10 protein-coding genes are annotated in these 19,439 nt (G+C 24.9%); 6 read left to right on the forward strand and 4 right to left on the reverse strand.

Translation table 11 applies throughout. The annotated features are described in order from the left end of the window. Nucleotides 1-61: 61 nt before the first annotated feature. Both ACZ5EC_RS12160 and ACZ5EC_RS12165 read left to right on the forward strand, forming a co-directional pair. Nucleotides 62-385, forward strand: coding sequence for a hypothetical protein (locus tag ACZ5EC_RS12160; RefSeq protein WP_464302749.1), 324 nt, complete (start codon nt 62-64; stop codon nt 383-385). A gap of 87 nt (nt 386-472) precedes the next feature. Continuing rightward, nucleotides 473-2,425: a clostripain-related cysteine peptidase gene (locus ACZ5EC_RS12165; RefSeq protein ID WP_464302750.1), complete on the forward strand. Its 1,953-nt coding sequence runs from the start codon at nt 473-475 to the stop codon at nt 2,423-2,425. A gap of 585 nt (nt 2,426-3,010) precedes the next feature. On the opposite strand, the gene ACZ5EC_RS12170 is transcribed toward ACZ5EC_RS12165, so the two are convergent. The 4 genes from ACZ5EC_RS12170 to ACZ5EC_RS12185 all read right to left on the reverse strand — a co-directional run bounded on the left by ACZ5EC_RS12170 (nt 3,011) and on the right by ACZ5EC_RS12185 (nt 6,118). Then, entirely contained in the window at nt 3,011-3,286 is a 276-nt protein-coding gene (locus ACZ5EC_RS12170; protein ID WP_464302751.1) for a hypothetical protein, read from the reverse strand. Between the two features lie 83 nt (nt 3,287-3,369). Next, complete coding sequence (locus ACZ5EC_RS12175) at nt 3,370-4,902, reverse strand: deoxyguanosinetriphosphate triphosphohydrolase family protein (protein WP_464302752.1); 1,533 nt, start codon at nt 4,900-4,902, stop codon at nt 3,370-3,372. Between the two features lie 157 nt (nt 4,903-5,059). Beyond that, on the reverse strand, nt 5,060-5,722 hold the full coding sequence (locus ACZ5EC_RS12180; protein ID WP_464302753.1) for an adenylate/guanylate cyclase domain-containing protein: 663 nt from the start codon (nt 5,720-5,722) through the stop codon (nt 5,060-5,062). A gap of 30 nt (nt 5,723-5,752) precedes the next feature. Then, nucleotides 5,753-6,118: a response regulator gene (locus tag ACZ5EC_RS12185; protein ID WP_464302754.1), complete on the reverse strand. Its 366-nt coding sequence runs from the start codon at nt 6,116-6,118 to the stop codon at nt 5,753-5,755. 379 nt (nt 6,119-6,497) lie between these two features. Between ACZ5EC_RS12185 and ACZ5EC_RS12190 the strand changes: the two genes are divergently transcribed. The 4 genes from ACZ5EC_RS12190 (at nt 6,498) to ACZ5EC_RS12205 (ending at nt 19,436) form a co-directional block, all read left to right on the forward strand. Beyond that, the gene (locus ACZ5EC_RS12190; protein ID WP_464302755.1) at nt 6,498-6,779 is read left to right on the forward strand and encodes an acyl carrier protein; all 282 of its coding nucleotides are present in this window, start codon (nt 6,498-6,500) and stop codon (nt 6,777-6,779) included. Nucleotides 6,780-6,825: 46 nt separating this feature from the next. Further along, entirely contained in the window at nt 6,826-8,148 is a 1,323-nt protein-coding gene (locus tag ACZ5EC_RS12195; RefSeq protein ID WP_464302756.1) for an aspartate aminotransferase family protein, read from the forward strand. Nucleotides 8,149-8,181: 33 nt separating this feature from the next. After that, on the forward strand, nt 8,182-8,937 hold the full coding sequence (locus tag ACZ5EC_RS12200; RefSeq protein ID WP_464302757.1) for a nitrilase-related carbon-nitrogen hydrolase: 756 nt from the start codon (nt 8,182-8,184) through the stop codon (nt 8,935-8,937). A gap of 131 nt (nt 8,938-9,068) precedes the next feature. After that, nucleotides 9,069-19,436 carry an amino acid adenylation domain-containing protein gene (locus ACZ5EC_RS12205; protein ID WP_464302758.1) on the forward strand — a complete coding sequence of 3,456 codons (10,368 nt, stop codon included), beginning with the start codon at nt 9,069-9,071 and terminating at the stop codon, nt 19,434-19,436. Nucleotides 19,437-19,439 lie beyond the last annotated feature (3 nt).

Raw genomic sequence — 19,439 nt, forward strand, 5'->3', positions numbered from 1 at the left:
AACTTTTGACAAAAAATTTTTTAGAGTATAATAAAAGTTAATAAAAGTTAAGGGGGTTATTGTGGTAGTAGAAAAATGTAAAAAAGTATTTAAAAAAGTTACTGGAATTTTGATTGTTTTACTTTTATTTATAGGAGTGGCTGCTCTTTTAGCAGGAATAAAAATGAATACTACTCCTTTAAATAAATCATTTTTAATTACAGAAGAGAGAGAAATTCCTCCAGCACCTGATAGTAAAATTAATATTTTTAAAAAGATAGCTGAAGAGAGAGAAATTCCTCCAGCACCTGATAGTAAAATTAATATTTTTAAAAAGATAGCTGAAGAAAGAGAAATTCCTCCAGCACCTGATAGTAAGATTGTTATTTTAAAAAAGAAGATTTAAAAATAAATATGACATTTAATGTTATATCATTCATTAAGAAAATTTTTGGTTAATAAAATTATATAGTTGTTAAAAAAGGGGGCAAGTTTGAAAACTAAATATCAAAATATTATACTAATTTTAATAAGTATTATTGTTTTAGTATTGTGGGGATGTCAACCTGCAATTAACAGTAATTTTTCTGATAACAATAAAACAGAAAAATTTGTGGATTACAAAAACTATATTCCTGAAGTTACAAGAGCATCAAGTGATATTTATGAAGAAGATGATTATCAAAGTTATGCTAATGTGATAATTGTTAATGGTGATGAACAATCACATAACTTTTTTGATGATCCAACTGACTGGTTAAAATTTGATGCTCAAGCTGGAAGTAGTTATACAATAGAAACATGGGTTTATGGGTATGCAGATACTATTTTATACCTGTATGATGGAAGTAATTTAATTACTTCAAATGATGATAAAGCATATGGAGATTATGGTTCACTTATAAATTCGTGGACAGCATCTGAAACAAAAACATATTATATTAAAATAAGCTCTTATGCTAGTAGAATTGGAGCTAATAGAGACTATGTTGTTAAAGTGACTAAAAATGGTTCAGTGTCTGGTGATAGTTATGAAGAAGATGATACACAATCTTTAGCTAATTGGTTAAACTTTAATGAAACTCAAAACCATGATTTTTATGATGATCCAACAGATTGGTTAAAAATAAATGCAACTAATGGAAATAGTTATACTATAGAAACTACATTGATTGGATCTTCATGTGATACAGTTTTGTATGTTTATGATACTTCAAATAATCAGATTGCTTACAATGATGATAAAGTTTCTGGTGACTATTCTTCTTTAGTTAATTTTACTGCAACTTACACTGGTGTATACTATATAAAAGTTTATTCTTATAATGGGAGAACAGGAAGCAATAGAGAATATAGTATTATTGCGACTGAAGAAAGTTCATCTCCTCCTACACCTGCAAAATGGACAATTTTAGTATATCTTGATGGAGATAATAATTTATCCTCATATTCATCTTCAGATGTTTCTGAAATGGAAGCTGTAGGAACTATAGATGATGTAAATGTTATTTTATTATGGGATAACTCTTCATCTACACATGGTTACTATAGAGTACATGATGGGCAGACTACACTTTTGCAAGACCTGGGTGAAATAAATATGGGATCTGTTGATACAGCAAAAAATTTTATAGATTTTGTTGTTGCTAATTATCCAGCTGAACACTACATGTGGGATTACTGGAATCATGGTGGTGCAGTTGATAGAAATCTTATAAAAGGTGTTTGCTGGGATGATACAAATAATAGTGATCATTTAACTGAAGTAGAGCAAAAAGATATTATGAGCTATTTTGCAAATAAAATAGGTAAAAAAGTTGATGTTGTAGGTTTTGATGCATGTTTGATGGCTACTGCAGAAATAGTTTATCAATATAAAGATTATGCAGATTATATGGTTTTTTCTGAACAAACTGAACCAGGTGATGGTTGGGATTATTCTTTTTTAAATCAGTTAAAGACAAATCCAAATTCAACTGCTTTAGAAGTTGCAAATGCAGTATGGTCATATTATAAGTCATATTATTCAACCAATACTGATTGTACTTTTTCAGTTGCAGATTTAAGTTATGCAAATGATTTAGGGACAGCAATAAATGACTTTGCGAATCAAGCAATTAATGGAGGTGACTCTTATTCATATTTTAATGATGCAGCAAATTTTAACGATTTTTCAGGTTATACAAAAGATTTTTATATGTATATGTTAAATATCTATAATAATTCATCAATCTCTTCAACTACAAGAGATAAAGCATATAATGTATTGCAAGTTATAGATAATTTAATTGTTAATGAATGGCATGGTTCTAAATGGAATAATATTGCTTATGGATTATCAATGACTTTAAAGTCAGATACAAGTACTTACAGTTTGTTAGATTTATGTGTAGATACTTCATGGGATGAATTCTGCACATTTGCTCAATTTCCAGATTCTTATTAAACAATTTTAAAGAAAGTTACTGTTATTAACTTAAAAGAAAGATTTGACATTTAACCAATTATTTTTTTTAAGCTGCTCTGGATTTTTCCAGGCAGCTTATTTTTTATAAATAAACTTTTATTTATTTTTTCCTGTAATTAATTTAAATATTTTTTAGAATCTATCATGAATTAGTAAGATATTAAATATACATTTTGTTATCATATTTAAAAAATATTACTTCCACTAAATCTTTGTTTAAATTTGAAATTGTATTTCTTTTTATTGTATATGTACTATAACAGATATGAGTTATTCTTATTCTAAAATGTTCAGAAATATATTATAAAAAATTGAAGATTTGTTTTCACCATTTTTCATTTTCTTTGCATTTTTTCAAGATGGAGTATACAGCATGGAAATTTTTGTTTTATTTTATAATATTGTTCACTTATAAAAATAGTAATTTAAAAGTATATTAGTATTATTGTTAAATTGTAATTATATAATATTATTTTGGTAAATGTTTTGTTAATTCATTATCTGGTATATCAATTTTCTTAATTAACAAAAGATTGTTTGAAATAGCAGGATATATTTTATCTTTTATATAATTGTGATTTCGAGTTTTTCTTTTTCTTTTGTTGTGGTATTAAGTTTTTTTTGTAAAACCAATATATTAATTATTTCAAGTTTATCAAAAAATTCATATAAAATTAAGACAATCATTATTGTCAATACTATTATCATTCTAGGATAAAAATAATAAGGATGTTGTGATTTAATAAAACTAAATATTACCAAAACTGTTAGAAAAATTAAAAACAAAATAGATAAAATACTAACAAATTTGTTATTTTTATTTGTTTCCTTTTCAATCATAAATATTTCCTTTCATTCCTGATTTAAAGTTGTAATTAAAGATTTATCTTATTAAATTTAAATTATTTCTTTAATATTATTTTCTATTCAATCCAGAAATTTTTTGAACCATAAAGCATTTTATAGATATTAAGAGCATAATTATCAGTCATACCTGAAATAGTATCAACTATAGTCCTTAATAAATAATTATTAAAGTCAGTCTCCTTCATAATTTCTTTAAGAACATCTCTTGGATATTTAGTTGGTTTTAGATTTTTATTATGTTCAGTTAAATAATTATCTATTAAAATTTCTATTGTTCTATCAGGTAACTGAAGTGGATTGGTTAAATAAGCTTTTGTTATTTTAGATAATACAAAAAATTCTTTGCTATCCATTGTTTGAACAATATTTGAATTTAGTATTTTGTTGTATAAAAATTTTTGAAATTCTTTATCTTTTTGTTTAAAATCTGATGAATAAGAAATAAGGTCAAATATAGATTTTATGTTATTATTTTTAAATTTATTAATTTTTATATCATTGTAAATTTTAGTTTTAACTTTATAAAAATCATCTGAAGTTTTTATTTTGTAATGAGAAATAAGTTTATTTAACTGGATAGATGTATTTTTACATAGTTCATTTATATATGTTTTTATGCATATTGATGAAAAATCATGTAAAAATATATTTATATTGGTTTCTTTTTCCAGTTCATTTAATTTTTTTATATCACTTTTTTTCATAAAATTTTTAAATAAATCAAGAAATAAACTAATGAGGTCTTTTTCATCAATGATTTTAGCAATAATTCCATCTTCTATGTCATGGTGTCTTTGAGCAATTTCATCGCTAATACCAACAATCAAAGCTTCAAAAGACCAGGAAAAGGAATTATCAATAAATAAAATAATATTTTTGTTTTTTTTCTTACTTTTTTTATGTGAAGAAATTTTTTGTTCTAAAAATCTATTATAATGATTAAGTTTTAAAAATTTATTACTATTGCCATTATTTTTACTTTTTTCACATTTTCCATTTTTATTTATGAATAATAAACATTTATTATTACCATTAAAATAATTGCATTTTTTAAATTCTTTTTTGCTATGGTTTAAAATTCCCCATAAGGTTAAGTTTGATAAATTACACCCTTTGTAGTTATTTGATATAGAAGTTAAATAATCAAAAATCTTAAAAGATTGTAAGTTATGTTTAAATCCCATTTCATGTTCATTTACTTTAAAATTTGTAAGATCGAATAAACAATTGTTGGTAATCAGATTTAAAAATCTTTCTCCAATATGTCCAAAAGGTGTATGTCCTACATCATGCCCTAAAGCTATTGCTTCAGTTAAATTTGTATTAAATTTAAGATATTTTGAAATTGTTGTAGAAATCTGAGAAACTTCTAAAGTATGTGTTAACCTATTTCTCAAATGATCTTCATATCCTTTAATAAATATTTGAGTTTTACCTTCAAGCCTTCGGAACGATTTAGAATACAGAATTCTATCTCTATCCCGGGTAAAACCTGTTCTAAATTCATTATTATCTAATTCTTTATGTGCTCTTAAATATCTACTTTTATTTTTTTCATCTGCTTTAAACATTGCAAATGTTTTCTTCACTTTATAATCCTTGAATGTTTTTAAACTTTATAAAATTTTATATATATCTATTAAATTTTTTTATAAAAAATAATTTTTATTTTTTTAAATTTTTATATTTTTAAATTTTTGATTTTATAAAAATGTAATTTACAATAATAATTAAAGAAGTTATGTTTTATTGATTTAATTTTATTTTTAATATATCTTCTTTACCATATCCTTTTATTTCAATCTGTTTTTTTTCATATGAATATTTTTTTTCTGATTTTTTAATAAGATCAGTAATAATATTTTCTAAATCTTTTTCAAGATATATAGTTGAACCTTCAGCAATTGAACATAATCTGGAAGAGTAGTTTACTCTTTCTCCAATGCAATCAAAAGTATCATCTTTTTTATATTTAAACTTATAGCAAAAACCAAAACTTATTCCAAAAGCTAATTCAAGGTTATCAAAGTTATGAATGTGTTTAATTGCATCAATAGTATCATTATTTAACTTGAAAATTGTGTTTAATAAATTGTCGAAAAAATTAATACGCATTGAGAAATTATCCTGTAGTTTTGAATTTAAATAAGCATAGAAAAAACCATCTCCAATAAGTTTAAAAATATATTTTACTTGAGCATTACTATTTTTATGAAAATATTGATATGCGAAATTATAAAATTTTTCCAGAAGTAATCTGATTTCCTGCTGATTGTATTTAGCCCATTTACTAAAATTTCTAATGTCACAAAAAACAAATATACCATAATCTTCACTAAATTTAGTGAACTCCTGGTAATTTTGTTCTTTTTCAGTATCTCTAATATTATTTTCTTTTTTTAAATCCAACTTTTTCCTCCTTTAGCAAAGTTTTTTTATTTATACTGGGTTTTTAAAAAAATTATTAATTTCTTTTTTAATTTTTATTAAATCTACAGGTTTTTCAAATATATTTTTAACATTCCTGTATTTTTTAAGAAGTTCATCTATACATTTTAAGTTTCCTGAGATTATAAAAACAGGAATAGTGGGATTTATCTCAAAAAGTGATTTAATAAACTCTTCTCCAGACATTTGAGGCATATTCAAATCAGTTAAAATAAGATTATAACAATTTTTTATAGATTTTTTAAAAGCTTCTTTTCCTGAATGTGCTTGATCTACTATATAACCCTCAATTTCAAGAAATGTTTTTAAAATTTCATTAAATTCAATATTATCATCGACTATTAAAATTTTTTTCATAGGTCTTCTCCATTTTTTGATGTAGTGCTTTATTGAGTTAATCTATTTTATCAGTAATATAAATCCATTTTTCTTCTAATAACTAATAATTTATCTTTATTGTCTTTAATCAAAAGAATGGTTTTATTCTCTATTTTATTAATGAAAGTGAATTCGAATAAATCATTATATTGTAACTCTATTTATATATTTTTAAATGTCAACAACTAATAAGTGTGGTTATTCTATGAGGGTAAAGGGTCATTTTTAAATTATTTTTAAAATTTAAAAGTGAAAAAGAATTTGACCCTTTACCCTATTAAATTAACATTTGTTTTTAACTTTTGACAATTATTAATAAAATGTATAATTAAAGATAAGAAAAAATGGGGGTAAATATATGATAAATACAAATGAATATGAAAAATTAATGAATGTTATTAAAAAGAGAATATCTGAAACTGTAGGATTGATGCCTGAAGAAATTGAAGAAGATCAGAGTTTTTTAAAAATGGGAATATCTTCAATTCATGCTATTAAAATTATTAATTTAATTCAAAAAGATTTAGGAATTGAATTAAATCCAGCAATTATATTTGAATATGAAACTCTAGAAGAACTGGTTGATTATTTATTGTCAGAAGGTGTTAAGGTTAAAGAAGAATTAAGTGAAATAATTTGATTGTATAGGAAGATAGATAATATTATTGTAATGCGAGGATAATCAGATGAATAAAGTAAAAAGATCAAATAACTACTTTAATAATTTAAAAAAATATTTAGCTGGTGGAGTGCACTATAATTTTAGACTTCCCTGGGAAGAAAAACCTATTCCTTTTATCAAAGGAAAAGATAGTAGACTATGGGACCTTGATGGAAATGAATATCTTGATTTATATGCAAAATTTGGAGCTATGATATTGGGACACAACAATAAAAAATATAATGATTTTTTAAAAGAATGGATAGATAAAATTTTGTCTGTAAATCATAGTGATATAGATGAAGAAGTAAGTGAAAAGCTTGTTAATATAATTCCATGTGCAGAATTAATAAGGTTTGGATTAAGTGGTACTGAAATTGTTCAAAATGCATTAAGAGTTGCCAGAGCTTATACAGGAAAAAATAAATTTATAAGGTTTATTGGTCATTATCATGGTAATGCTGATAATATTATGGGTGGTAAAATGAAAAGTGAAAGCATGCCAGTTCCTGTAGATTTTAAGGGTGACTATAAAGGGACTGATGGGAGAGCTGAAAAAATAATGGAAAATCAATCTTTCCTGATACCATGGAATAATATTGAAATATTGAAAGAAGTAGTAAATAACCACGAATTTGAAATAGCTGCAATTATTATGGAACCTATCTGTATTAATGGAGGTAGTATTCTTCCCCAAAAAAATTATTTAAAAGAAGTTAGAAACCTATGTGATAAACATAATATAGTATTAATTTTTGATGAAATTATTACCGGGTTCAGAGTTGGTTTAAAGGGAGCACAGGGAAAATTGGATGTATTGCCTGATCTGGCTACTTATGGAAAAGCTATTGGTGGTGGTGGATTACCTGTTTCTGTTTTAGCAGGTAAAAAAGAAATTATGAGACTTCTTGAAGAGAAAAAAGTAATTCATGCTGGAACATTTAATGGTTATCCTCTTGGATTAGCTGCAATAAAAGCAACCATTGATATACTGGAAAAACCAGGTGTATATGAAAATATGGAAAGTAGAACAAAAAAAATACATGATATTTTAAGAAAAGAAGCAATTAATGCAGGTATCCCTTTAGTTATACAGGGGCCTATTAATTGTGCTTCATATCATTGTTGTGAGAAAGAAATAAAGGATGTATCTGAGTGGACTTATGAAATTATGACTAAGGACGCTATTTTAAATAGTCAGCTAGCGAAAAATGGATTATTGATATCAACAATCTCAAGAATATATCCCAATATAAGTTTAAGTGATGAAGATGTTGAGTTTTTTAAAGAAAAAATAAAAAATGGAATGTCTGATTCAAAAAAGATTTTTGATGAAATTTTTTTATAAAAATTCATTTGTTAGAGTCAGGGGTTATAGAAAATGGATTTAAAAGTAGGTATAGTACAGATGAATTCAATTCCAGGAAATATTGAATTGAATTTAGAAAAAGCTGAAAAATTTATAAAAAAATCAAAAGAAAATAAAGCAGATTTAATTGTTTTTCCAGAACTTTTCAATGTTGGATATAATCTAAAAATTATAAGTGATTTAAAATATGATTTTATAAAAAATGCTCAAATTTTATCTGATTTAGCAAGCAAATACAAAATTTTTGTAATAGCAGGAATTTTAGAGATTGATGATAATCAAATATTTAATAGTGTATTGGTTTTTAATGATAAAGGGGAAAATATTTCTAAATATAGAAAGAACAACCTGTTTAAATTGACTGGAGAAGATAAGATTTTTAAAAAAGGTAATAACTTAGAAGTTTTTAAAATTAAAGATTATAAGTTTGGGCTACAGATTTGTTTTGACATAAGATTTTCAAATATATCAAAATTTTATAGAGATAAAGACTGTGATGGGATAATTGTTGTTTCAGCTTTTCCACATTTGAGATTAGAACATTTTAAAACTATTTTGAAATGTAGAGCTATAGAAAATCAAATGTATGTGATTGTGTCCAATAGGACAGGGAAAGATAATGGAATAATATTTTGTGGGAATAGTTGTATTATTGATCCATGGGGGGAAATAAAAAATTCACTAAATGAAAATGAGGAAGGAATAATTTTCAGTAAGGTTAATAAAAACAAAATAAAAGAAGTTAGAAGTAAAATACCTATGTATTAAAAAATAAAGTTAAAAATTTTTATAAATTGATATTTTAACAATTTTGAAGATTAACCAAATAATTTTTTTAAAATTAATAATGGTACTTAAATCTTTAGAATAAAAAATAAAAAGAGTTTGGGGAAATAAATATGAAGGAAAGCGAATATATAAAAATCAAATTAAGTGAGAATCAAAAGGGATTGTTTTTTGAACATCAATTAAACAATGATTCTACTTATAATATAACCACTGGTATAATAATAAATGAATTTCTGAATATTCAACTTTTTCAGAAAGCATTTGAACTTGTTATTAAAAAGCATAGTGCTTTAAGAACATATTTTAAAATAATTGATAATGAACCTTACCAGATAATTAAAGATAAAGTGGAGTATAAATTTAATTACAAAGATATAAGTCATTTAACTGAAAAAGAAAAGAAAAAATATATTAAAAAAATTTCTATTAGAAATTCCTCTATTATATTTGATTTATTTAAATATCCATTATTTAATGCTGAATTAATTAAAGCAAATAATGAAGAATATTATTTTTTTATTGCAATTCATCATATTATTTCAGATGGATGGTCAATGGAAATTTTAAAAAAAGATCTCGTTACCTATTATTTTGAATTAAAAAAGAATGTTAACTTTGATATAGATATTCCCGAGCATCAATTTTATAAATTGGTGTTAAATGAAAATGAAAAATTAAATAGCAATGAATATGATAAATATAAGAAATACTGGTCAGATAAAATGAAAGGGTATGAACCTTTTCATTTTTTAACTGATTTTCGTAATGAACTGGATAAACCAAAAGAGGGAAAAGAGATTCAATTTAAGATAAACAAGTCTTTGTATCAAAAGATTAAACATTTAAGTTTAGAATTTGGAGTTACACCTTTCATGTTTCTATTTGCAGTATTTAAAGTATTTTTAAACAAATATACTTTAGAAAATGATATAACTGTAACTTCACCTTTTACAAACAGAATGAGTACAAAATATCAGGATGTATTTGGATATTTTGTTAATCTTTTACCAATAAGAGATTATATTGATCCCGAGGAAAAGTTTAATGAATTTCTAAATAAAGTAAAAAAAACAATTATAGAAGCATACAAAAATGTAAAATATCCAAATAATTTAATTTTTAGGGAAATAAATAATAAAAAAGGATATTTAAGAGAAATTTTTGATATTTCTTTTACATTTGATGTGTATGAAGAAAATGAATTAATTAATAAAATTAAATTTAAAGAATATAAACTGGAAAAAATAAATCTTCCTGGTAATCTGATGTTTTTGTTTCTTGATAATATGAAAGAATTGTTCTGTAAAATTCAATATAATTCATCTGTTTTTTCTAAAAAAACAATTAAAAATTTAGCTAAAAATTTTATCAATCTTTTAAAACAGATTTCTGATAATCCATATGTTCAGATATATAAATATAATTTAATTTCTTATTCTGAAAAAAAAGTTATTTTAGAAAAGTTCAATAATAGTTTTATGAAAATAGATTATTTGAATGAAACTTTAATTCATAAATTTGAGAAAAAAGCAGAAAAATTCCCTGAGAAAATTGGTTTAAAATATAATGATACAATATTAACATATTCTGAAATAAATAAAAAAGCAAATCAACTTGCACGATTTTTAATTTCAAAAAATATAACAAAAGATTCTATAGTTGGAATTATGACCAAACGTTGTCCAGAAATGGTAATTGGAATTTTAGCAATATTAAAAACAGGAGCAGCATATGTACCTATAGATCCTGAATATCCTGAAAACAGAATTAAATATATAATTAGTGATTCAAAAGTAAAAGTTGTTCTTTCAAGGAAAGATGATTTAAAAAAGGTTTCTAAAGAAATTACAAAAATTATAAATATAGATCTTAATAACAGTTTTGTCTATAAAGGTAATGATACTAATCTTAATATAAATATTAAAGGTGATGATCTTGCGTATATTATTTATACTTCTGGTTCAACTGGTCAACCTAAAGGAGTTATGATAGAACATAAGGGAATAACAAATATTTTAGAAGGATTGGAAAGATTTTTCCCTTTAAAAAATAATGATGCATATTTATTAAAGACGACTTTTACATTTGATGTATCAGTTACTGAATTGTTTGGGTGGTTTTTTGGAAATGGAAAGCTTGTAATACTGGAAAATGGATTTGAAAAGGATCCTTATAAAATACTGGAAGTAATTGAAAATGATAAAATTACTCATATTAATTTTGTTCCTTCAATGTTTAAATCTTTATTGAGAGTATTAAATAGTGATGAAAGTAGATTAAAATTAAAAAATTTAAAATATATTTTTGTAGCTGGAGAAGCTATACCTCCAGTAGATGTAAAAGAATATTATAATTTAAAATTAACTCCTGAATTTGTAAATATTTATGGACCAACAGAGGCTACAATTTATGGTACATTATATTATTTAAAAGATTTCAAAAATGGAATAAATGTACCAATTGGGAAACCTGTACCAAATTATAAATGTTATATTGTTGATAAATATAACAATCTGGTTCCAATTGGGGTTCCTGGAGAATTGTGTTTAACCGGTCCTGGTATTGCTAGAGGCTATAAAAACAAACCAGAATTGACAAAAGAAAAATTTACAGTCAATCCATTTTATCAGCAGGGTGAAAATGAAATATACAATAAGATGTATCATACGGGTGATCTGGTAAAATGGTTACCAGATGGAAATATTGAATATCTCGGAAGAATAGACTATCAGGTGAAAATAAGGGGATTTAGAATAGAATTAGGAGAAATTGAAAATAGCTTATTAAAAAATGATAAAATTTCTCAAGCAGTAGTAATATCAAAAACTGATAAAAATGGGGATAAATTTTTATGTGCTTACTATAAAAGTGATAAAAAAATATCTGATTTTGAATTAAGAAATTATTTATTAGAACAAATACCTTCATATATGATACCTTCACATTTTATAAGAGTTGAAAAATTCCCTTTAACTTCAAGTGGAAAGATTGATAGAAAAAATTTACCTGAAATAAAAAAATATACCAGAAACATTAATTCAGAATTATTGCCACCAGAAACAGATACCCAGAAAAAAATTGCTTATATTTATAAAGATATTCTTAATGTTGATTCTATAGGTATTGAAGATAATTTTTTTGATTTAGGAGCTCATTCCCTTTCTTTAATTCAGATAGGAGAAAGATTAAAACAGGAATTTAATGTTGATTTTTCAATTATAAAACTGTTTCAATATACCAATATCAAACTTTTAGCTGAGTATATAGATTCCTTAATTCATAATAAAAAAGAAGGTAAAGATAAACAAATTGAAAAATTTCATCCAGAAAAAAACAACAAAAAAAGAGAAAATGAATCTGATATTGCAATTATTGGTATGGCAGGCAGATTCCCTGGAGCAAAGAATATAAATGTTTTCTGGGAAAATTTAAAAAATGGTGTTGAGTCTATAAAACACTTTACTGATGAAGAATTAATTAAAGCTGGGGTGGATGAGGAAGACTTGAAACAGGAAAACTATGTTAGAGCTAAAGGAGTTTTAGAAGATATTGAATATTTTGATCCAGAAATTTTTGGGTATTCACCCAAAGAAATAGAAATAATGGAACCACAATTAAGAGTCTTATATCAGTGTACTTATGAAGCTTTAGAAGATGCAGGTATTGTACCAGATAAACATAAAGGTTCAATTGGATTTTTTGCTGGTTGCTCAGATAATTTAAATTGGGTTACCAGACTTCTTTTTCATGATGCAAATATGGGTGATAAATATCAAGCATTTACCCTTACAACAAATAATTTTTTAGCAACCAGAATTTCTTACAAATTAAATTTAAAAGGACCAAGTTTAACAGTTCAAACAGGTTGTTCCACTTCATTGGTTTCTGTACACCTTGCCTGTCAGTCAATTATTGAAGGAGATTGTGATATTGCAGTTGCTGGTGGTGTAACAATAGAATTACCAAAAATATCAGGATATTTTTATTATAAGGGAATGATATTTTCTCCAGATGGGCATTGTAGACCATTTGATGATAAAGCAATGGGAACTGTTTTTTCTGATGGTGTTGGTCTTGTGGTTTTAAAACCATTAAAAAAAGCAATTGAGGATGGTGATCATATTTATGCTGTTATTAAATCTTCTTCAATAAATAATGATGGGAATTCAAAAGTTGCTTATACTGCTCCAAGTATTGAAGGGCAAGCAGAAGCAATAAAAAAAGCATATGACAAAGCTGGAATTAATCCTGAAACTATTACTTTTATTGAAGCTCATGGAACAGGTACAAGTCTTGGAGATCCTATTGAAGTAGAATCATTAAAATTAGCTTTTAATTCAGAAAAAAAACAATTTTGTTGGTTAACTTCTGTTAAAGGAAATATTGGGCATATGGATATAGCTGCTGGTATCGGAGGATTGATAAAAGCAGCTTTGTGTATAAAAAATAGAAAATTGCCGCCAGTAGTAAATTTTGAAAAACCTAATTCAAAAATTAATTTTATAGATAGTCCATTTGTAGTGAATAAAAAGCTAATAGAATTGAAGGGGAACTTTAATAACCCAATTCGAGCTGGTATTAATGCTTTTGGTGTTGGAGGAACAAATGTTCATATAGTGCTTGAAGAACCACCTGAAATAGAAAGAGAAAATGATTTTGATAAATGGAATTTATTGGTTTTTTCAGCTAATACTAATACATCTTTAGAAAATTATATAAAAAAAATATCAAATTACTTTATTAATAATAATTTAGATAATGTTTCTGATGTAGCTTATACCTTACAAACTGGTAGAAAATTTTATAAGTATAGAAAATATATACTTATCAAAAATGATGAAAGAAATATTAGACAATTATTATTAAATAATAAAAATATATATTTAGTTAATAACAAAAAAAACAATTTAGTTATTTATTTACATAATTTAAGTGATGATGAAATAAAAAAAGCAAAGAATTATTATAATAAAGAAAAGCTTTTTTCTAATATTGTAAACAAAGCATTTAATGATTTTCAATTAGAATTTCAAAAAGAAATTAAAAATTGTCTTGAAAAAGGCAAAAAAAATAATTTATTATTAAGTTTTGTATTTCAATATTCTTTATTAAAATTTTTTGATGAAATAGGAATAAAAACATCAATAATTATTGGTGAAGGTATAGGTGACCTTGTTTATGCATATTTTATAAAATTAATATCCAGAAAATTATTATATGAAATATTAATTGGAAAGAAAAACAAACATATTCCTATTTTTAATATAGAGACTTTAACATTAACAAAAACAGAATATCCTTATTATTCAATTGAAAGTAAAATATTTATTAAAAATGAAAAAATTTTGAAAATTATAGATATTAATAAAGAAATTTATAATTTGTTACAATTAGATGACAATGAAGAATATAAAAATATAGATTTGTTAAGCTTTAGTGATGAATATGATAAAATATTAACAAAGTTAAAATTTAAAAACATATTTAGCATTTTTAAAAATAACAAAAATTCTATTTCATATATTTTATATAAATTTATTGGAAAACAATGGAGTTCCGGTATAGAAGTTAATTTTTCTCTTTTACATGAAAATAGGGAAAGGAAAAAATTATCTTTACCAACGTATGTCTTTGATAAACATTATTTCTCTATTGATACTATAGATCCAGAAAAATTATTATCAGGAAATAATGAATATATTCAAAACTTTGCTTCAAAACAACAAAATATCATTTATGAAAGGGAAAAAGCTGATGATTATGTTGCACCTGAAAATGAAATTGAAGAAAAAATATGTAAAGCATTTGAAAAAGTTTTAGGTATTACAAATATCAGTGTTGAAGAGGATTTTTTTGAATTAGGAGGGGATTCTTTAAAAGCTGTAAGTTTAATTTTAGAAATTCAAAAATTATTAAATGTTAAACCTGAACTAGATGAAATATTCAGAAATTCCACACCAAAACAACTTGCGACAATTATTGAAAATTATTCTGAAAAAAGTCAATATATTCCAATTCCAAAAGTTGAACCAAGAGAATATTATCCATTATCTTCAGCTCAAAGAAGAATGTATGCTCTATATCTATTGGATGAAAAAAGCACTGCTTATAATTTACCCAGTGCAACGTTAATTGAAGGAAAATTTGACTTTAAAAAACTTGAAAGTGCTTTTAAAAAATTGATAAAAAGACATGAAAGTTTGAGAACATCATTTGAACTTGTAGATAGTGAAGTTTTCCAAAAAATTAATGATAAGGTAGATTTTTCAATTGAATATAAAAATCTATCAAATGATAAGAATAATGAAAATATAAAGAAATTAACAGAAGAATTAATTAAAGATTTTGTTAAACCTTATGATCTGTCAAAACCACCATTATTAAGGGTTGAATTGGTAAAACTATCAGAAAATAAACATATTTTATTGTTTGATGTTCACCATATTATTGCAGATGGTACTTCAGCTGAAATTTTAACTGGTGATTTATTTAAGTTATATTATGAAGATTTACCTGAAGTTAAAGTTCAGTATAAGGATTTTGCTAACTGGCAAAATGCTATGCTTAATTCAGATAAGATAAAAGAACAAAAATCATATTGGTTGAATAAATTTTCAGGGGAATTACCAATTTTAAACTTACCTTTAGATTTTCCTCGTCCTCCTATTAAATCTTTTAAAGGGGATAGAATATATTTTACAATAAATGAAAATTATACACTGAATTTGAAAAAGATAGCTTCTGATAATGGTTCAACATTGTACATGGTTTTATTAACATTATATAATATTTTACTTTATAAATACACTGGTCAAAATGATATAATTATAGGATCTCCAAATGCTGGTAGAAGACATCCTGATATTGAAAATGTTGTTGGTATGTTTGTAAATACTTTACCAATGAGAAATTTCCCTGATGGTGAAAAAACATTTAAGGAATTTTTATTAGAAGTAAAAGAAAATGTATTAAAAGCTTTTGAAAACCAGGATTATCAATTCGATGAACTTGTGGAACAATTAAATCTTGAAAGAGATATAAGTAGAAATCCTCTATTTGAAACTGAATTTGATCTTCAGAATATGGAATTTTATGAAATGAAAGCAGAGGGTTTAAATTTTACTCCATTAAATGTGACAATGAAAACATCCCAATTTGATATTTCACTGGAATGTGAAGAGCATGAAAATAAGCTTTATTCTTTTTTTGAATATTGTACTGATATTTTTAAGAAAGAAACAATTAAAACTATTTCAAAAAAATTTATAAAATTAATATCAAATGTTATAGAAAATCCAGAAATTAAATTAAAAGATATTTCTTTACTTGAAGAAGAAGATATTGATTTGGTAAATAAGATTAATAATACAACTTCTGAATATGATAAGGATAAAACTATAAGTGATCTATTTGAGAACACAGCTAAAAAATATCCTGATAAAATTGCTTTAATTGCAAAAGATAGAAATTTAACTTATTCTCAATTAAATGAAGAAGCTAATAAAATAGCGAATTTTTTAAGAAAAAAGGGAATAAAAAATGGTGATATTGTAGGATTGATTTCAACAAGAACATCTAAAATGATATTAGGAATTCTAGGTATTATTAAATCAGGAGCAGCTTATTTACCAATAGATCCTGTATATCCAGAATCTAGAATCAATTATATTTTAACTAATAGTGGAGTAAATATTCTTTTAACAACAGAAGAAATTAATATTAATTATAATTTTAAAGGGGAAATAGTTCCAATTGATGATTCTAATATAAAAAATGAATCAACTAAAAATCCTGAAAACATTAATTATTCTGAAGATCCATTATATTTGATCTATACTTCTGGTTCAACAGGTAAACCAAAAGGTGTAGTTATTAAACATAAATCTGTTAATAATTTTATTCATGGAATTACAAAAGCCATTGATTTTAATGATAAAAAAAAGATTATTTCTTTAACTACTTTTTCCTTTGATATCTTTGTGCTTGAATCACTACTTCCTCTAACTAAAGGGTTAACAATGGTTCTTACTTCAGATGAAGCTCAACAGGATCCAAAAGAAATAGGGAGATTAATAAAAAATTATTCTATAAATATGATTCAAACTACTCCTTCAAGAATGAAAGTATTAATAGAAGATGAAGAATTTACAGAAGCAGTTAAAGAACTTGATACAATAATGATTGGAGGTGAATCGTTTCCAGAAAATTTATTAGAACAGTTACAATTAAAAACTAATGCTAAAATATATAATATGTATGGACCAACGGAAACGACAGTATGGTCAACTATAAAAGATTTAACTAATTCAAAAAATATTACTATAGGTAAACCAATTTCAAATACAAGAATATACATTCTTGATGATAATAATAAAATTGCACCAATTGGGGTTTATGGTGAATTGTGTATTGCTGGAGATGGCCTGGCTAAAGGTTACTTTAAAAATAAGAAACTAACTAAACAAAAGTTTGTAGAGGTAGATTTATTTAAGAGAAAAGAAATAGTATATAAAACAGGAGATTTAGCACGAGTAACTTTAGATGGTGAGATAGAAATAAAAGGAAGGATAGATTCTCAGGTTAAAATAAGAGGATATAGAATTGAACTTGAAGAAGTTGAGAAAAACTTATTAGAAAATAAATTAATAAAAGAAGCGATTGTTGTTAAAAAAGAAGATAAAAAAGGAAATGCCTTTCTTTGTGCTTACTATATAGCAAATAAACAAATTGATGAAGAAACTTTCAATAAAGAGCTCAGAGCATATTTATCAAAAAAATTACCTTATTATATGATTCCTTCACATTTTATAAAGGTAGAAAAATGGCCATTAACACCTAATCAAAAAATTGATAAAAAATCTTTACCAGATCCACTTAATAGGAAAACTATAGATAAGAATAAAATAATCAAACCTGAAGATAGTTTTCAAAAAGAAATATTAAGAATATGGCAAGATGTATTGGGTATAGATGGAATAGGAATAAATGACAATTTTTTTGATATAGGTGGAAATTCAATGCTATTAATACAGGTAATTAGCAAAATTAGAAAATTAACTAATAAAGATATTCCTGTAGTTTCAATGTTTCAATATCCAACTATAATGAGTTTTGCCAATTATTTACAATCAAATACTAATCAAGTAAAAAATATTAAAAGAACTAAATTATCAAGATTAAATGAGACAAGTGATATAGCTATTATTGGTATGGCTGGAAAATTTCCAGGTGCCTCTTCAATAGATGAATACTGGAAAAACTTAATAATGGGAAAAGAAAGCATAAAATTCTTTTCAAATGAAGAATTAAGGGAAAGTGGTATAGATGAATATTTACTAAAAAATCCAGATTATATAAAAGCTAAAGGGTATCTGGATAATATAGAATATTTTGATGCAGACTTTTTTGGTTATACTCCTGCAGAAGCAGAATTAATGGATCCCCAATTAAGATTATTACATGAATGTACATGGACAGCACTTGAAAATGCTGGATATATTCCAGATAACTATGAAAAATCTATTGGTTTATTTGTAGGTAGTTCTTCTAATTTGCTATGGCTTACAAGGCTTTTAACATTAGCTAATAATAGGATTATGTCTTATAATGCAGGAACATTAAATGAGAAAGATTTTGTTGCTACAAGAATTTCATTCAAATTAAATCTAAAAGGACCAAGTTTTACTGTTCAAACTGCTTGTTCAACTTCTTTAGTAACTGTTCATTTAGCATGCCAATCACTTTTAAAAGGGGAATGTGATATGGCTCTTGCAGGTGGGGTATCATTATCATTACCTAGAAAAGAAGGATATTTATATCAAGAAGGGATGATTTTTTCAAAAGATGGACATTGCAGACCTTTTGATGATGATGCAAGTGGAACAGTATTTGGTAATGGAGTAGGTATTGTTGTGTTAAAAAGATTAGATGATGCAATAAGAGATAATGATAATATATTAGCCATAATTAAAGGATCAGCTATTAATAATGATGGAATTAGAAAAATTGGTTTTACAGCTCCAAGTATAGATGGTCAGGCTGAAGTAATTTCAAATTCTTTAGAATTAGCAGGTATTCATCCCGAATCAATAAATTACATAGAAACACATGGAACTGGAACTAATTTAGGGGATCCAATTGAGATTGAGGCTTTAAAACAAGCATTTTCTACTAATAAAAGGAATTTTTGTGCAATTGGATCGGTAAAAGCTAATATTGGTCATCTTGACACTGCTGCTGGAATTGCAAGTTTAATAAAAGTTGTATTAAGTTTAAAAAATAGAGTATTCCCAGCTTTAATTAATTTTAAAAAACCCAATTCAAAAATAGATTTTATTAAAAGCCCATTTTTTATAAATATTAAAAATCTTGATTTTAAAAAGGCCAGCACTGTTTTAAGAGCAGGAGTTAGTTCATTTGGTATTGGAGGGACAAATTGTCATATAATTCTTGAACAGGCTCCTGAAAGGAGGATTTAAAGA

Source organism: Exilispira thermophila, from assembly GCF_055389015.1.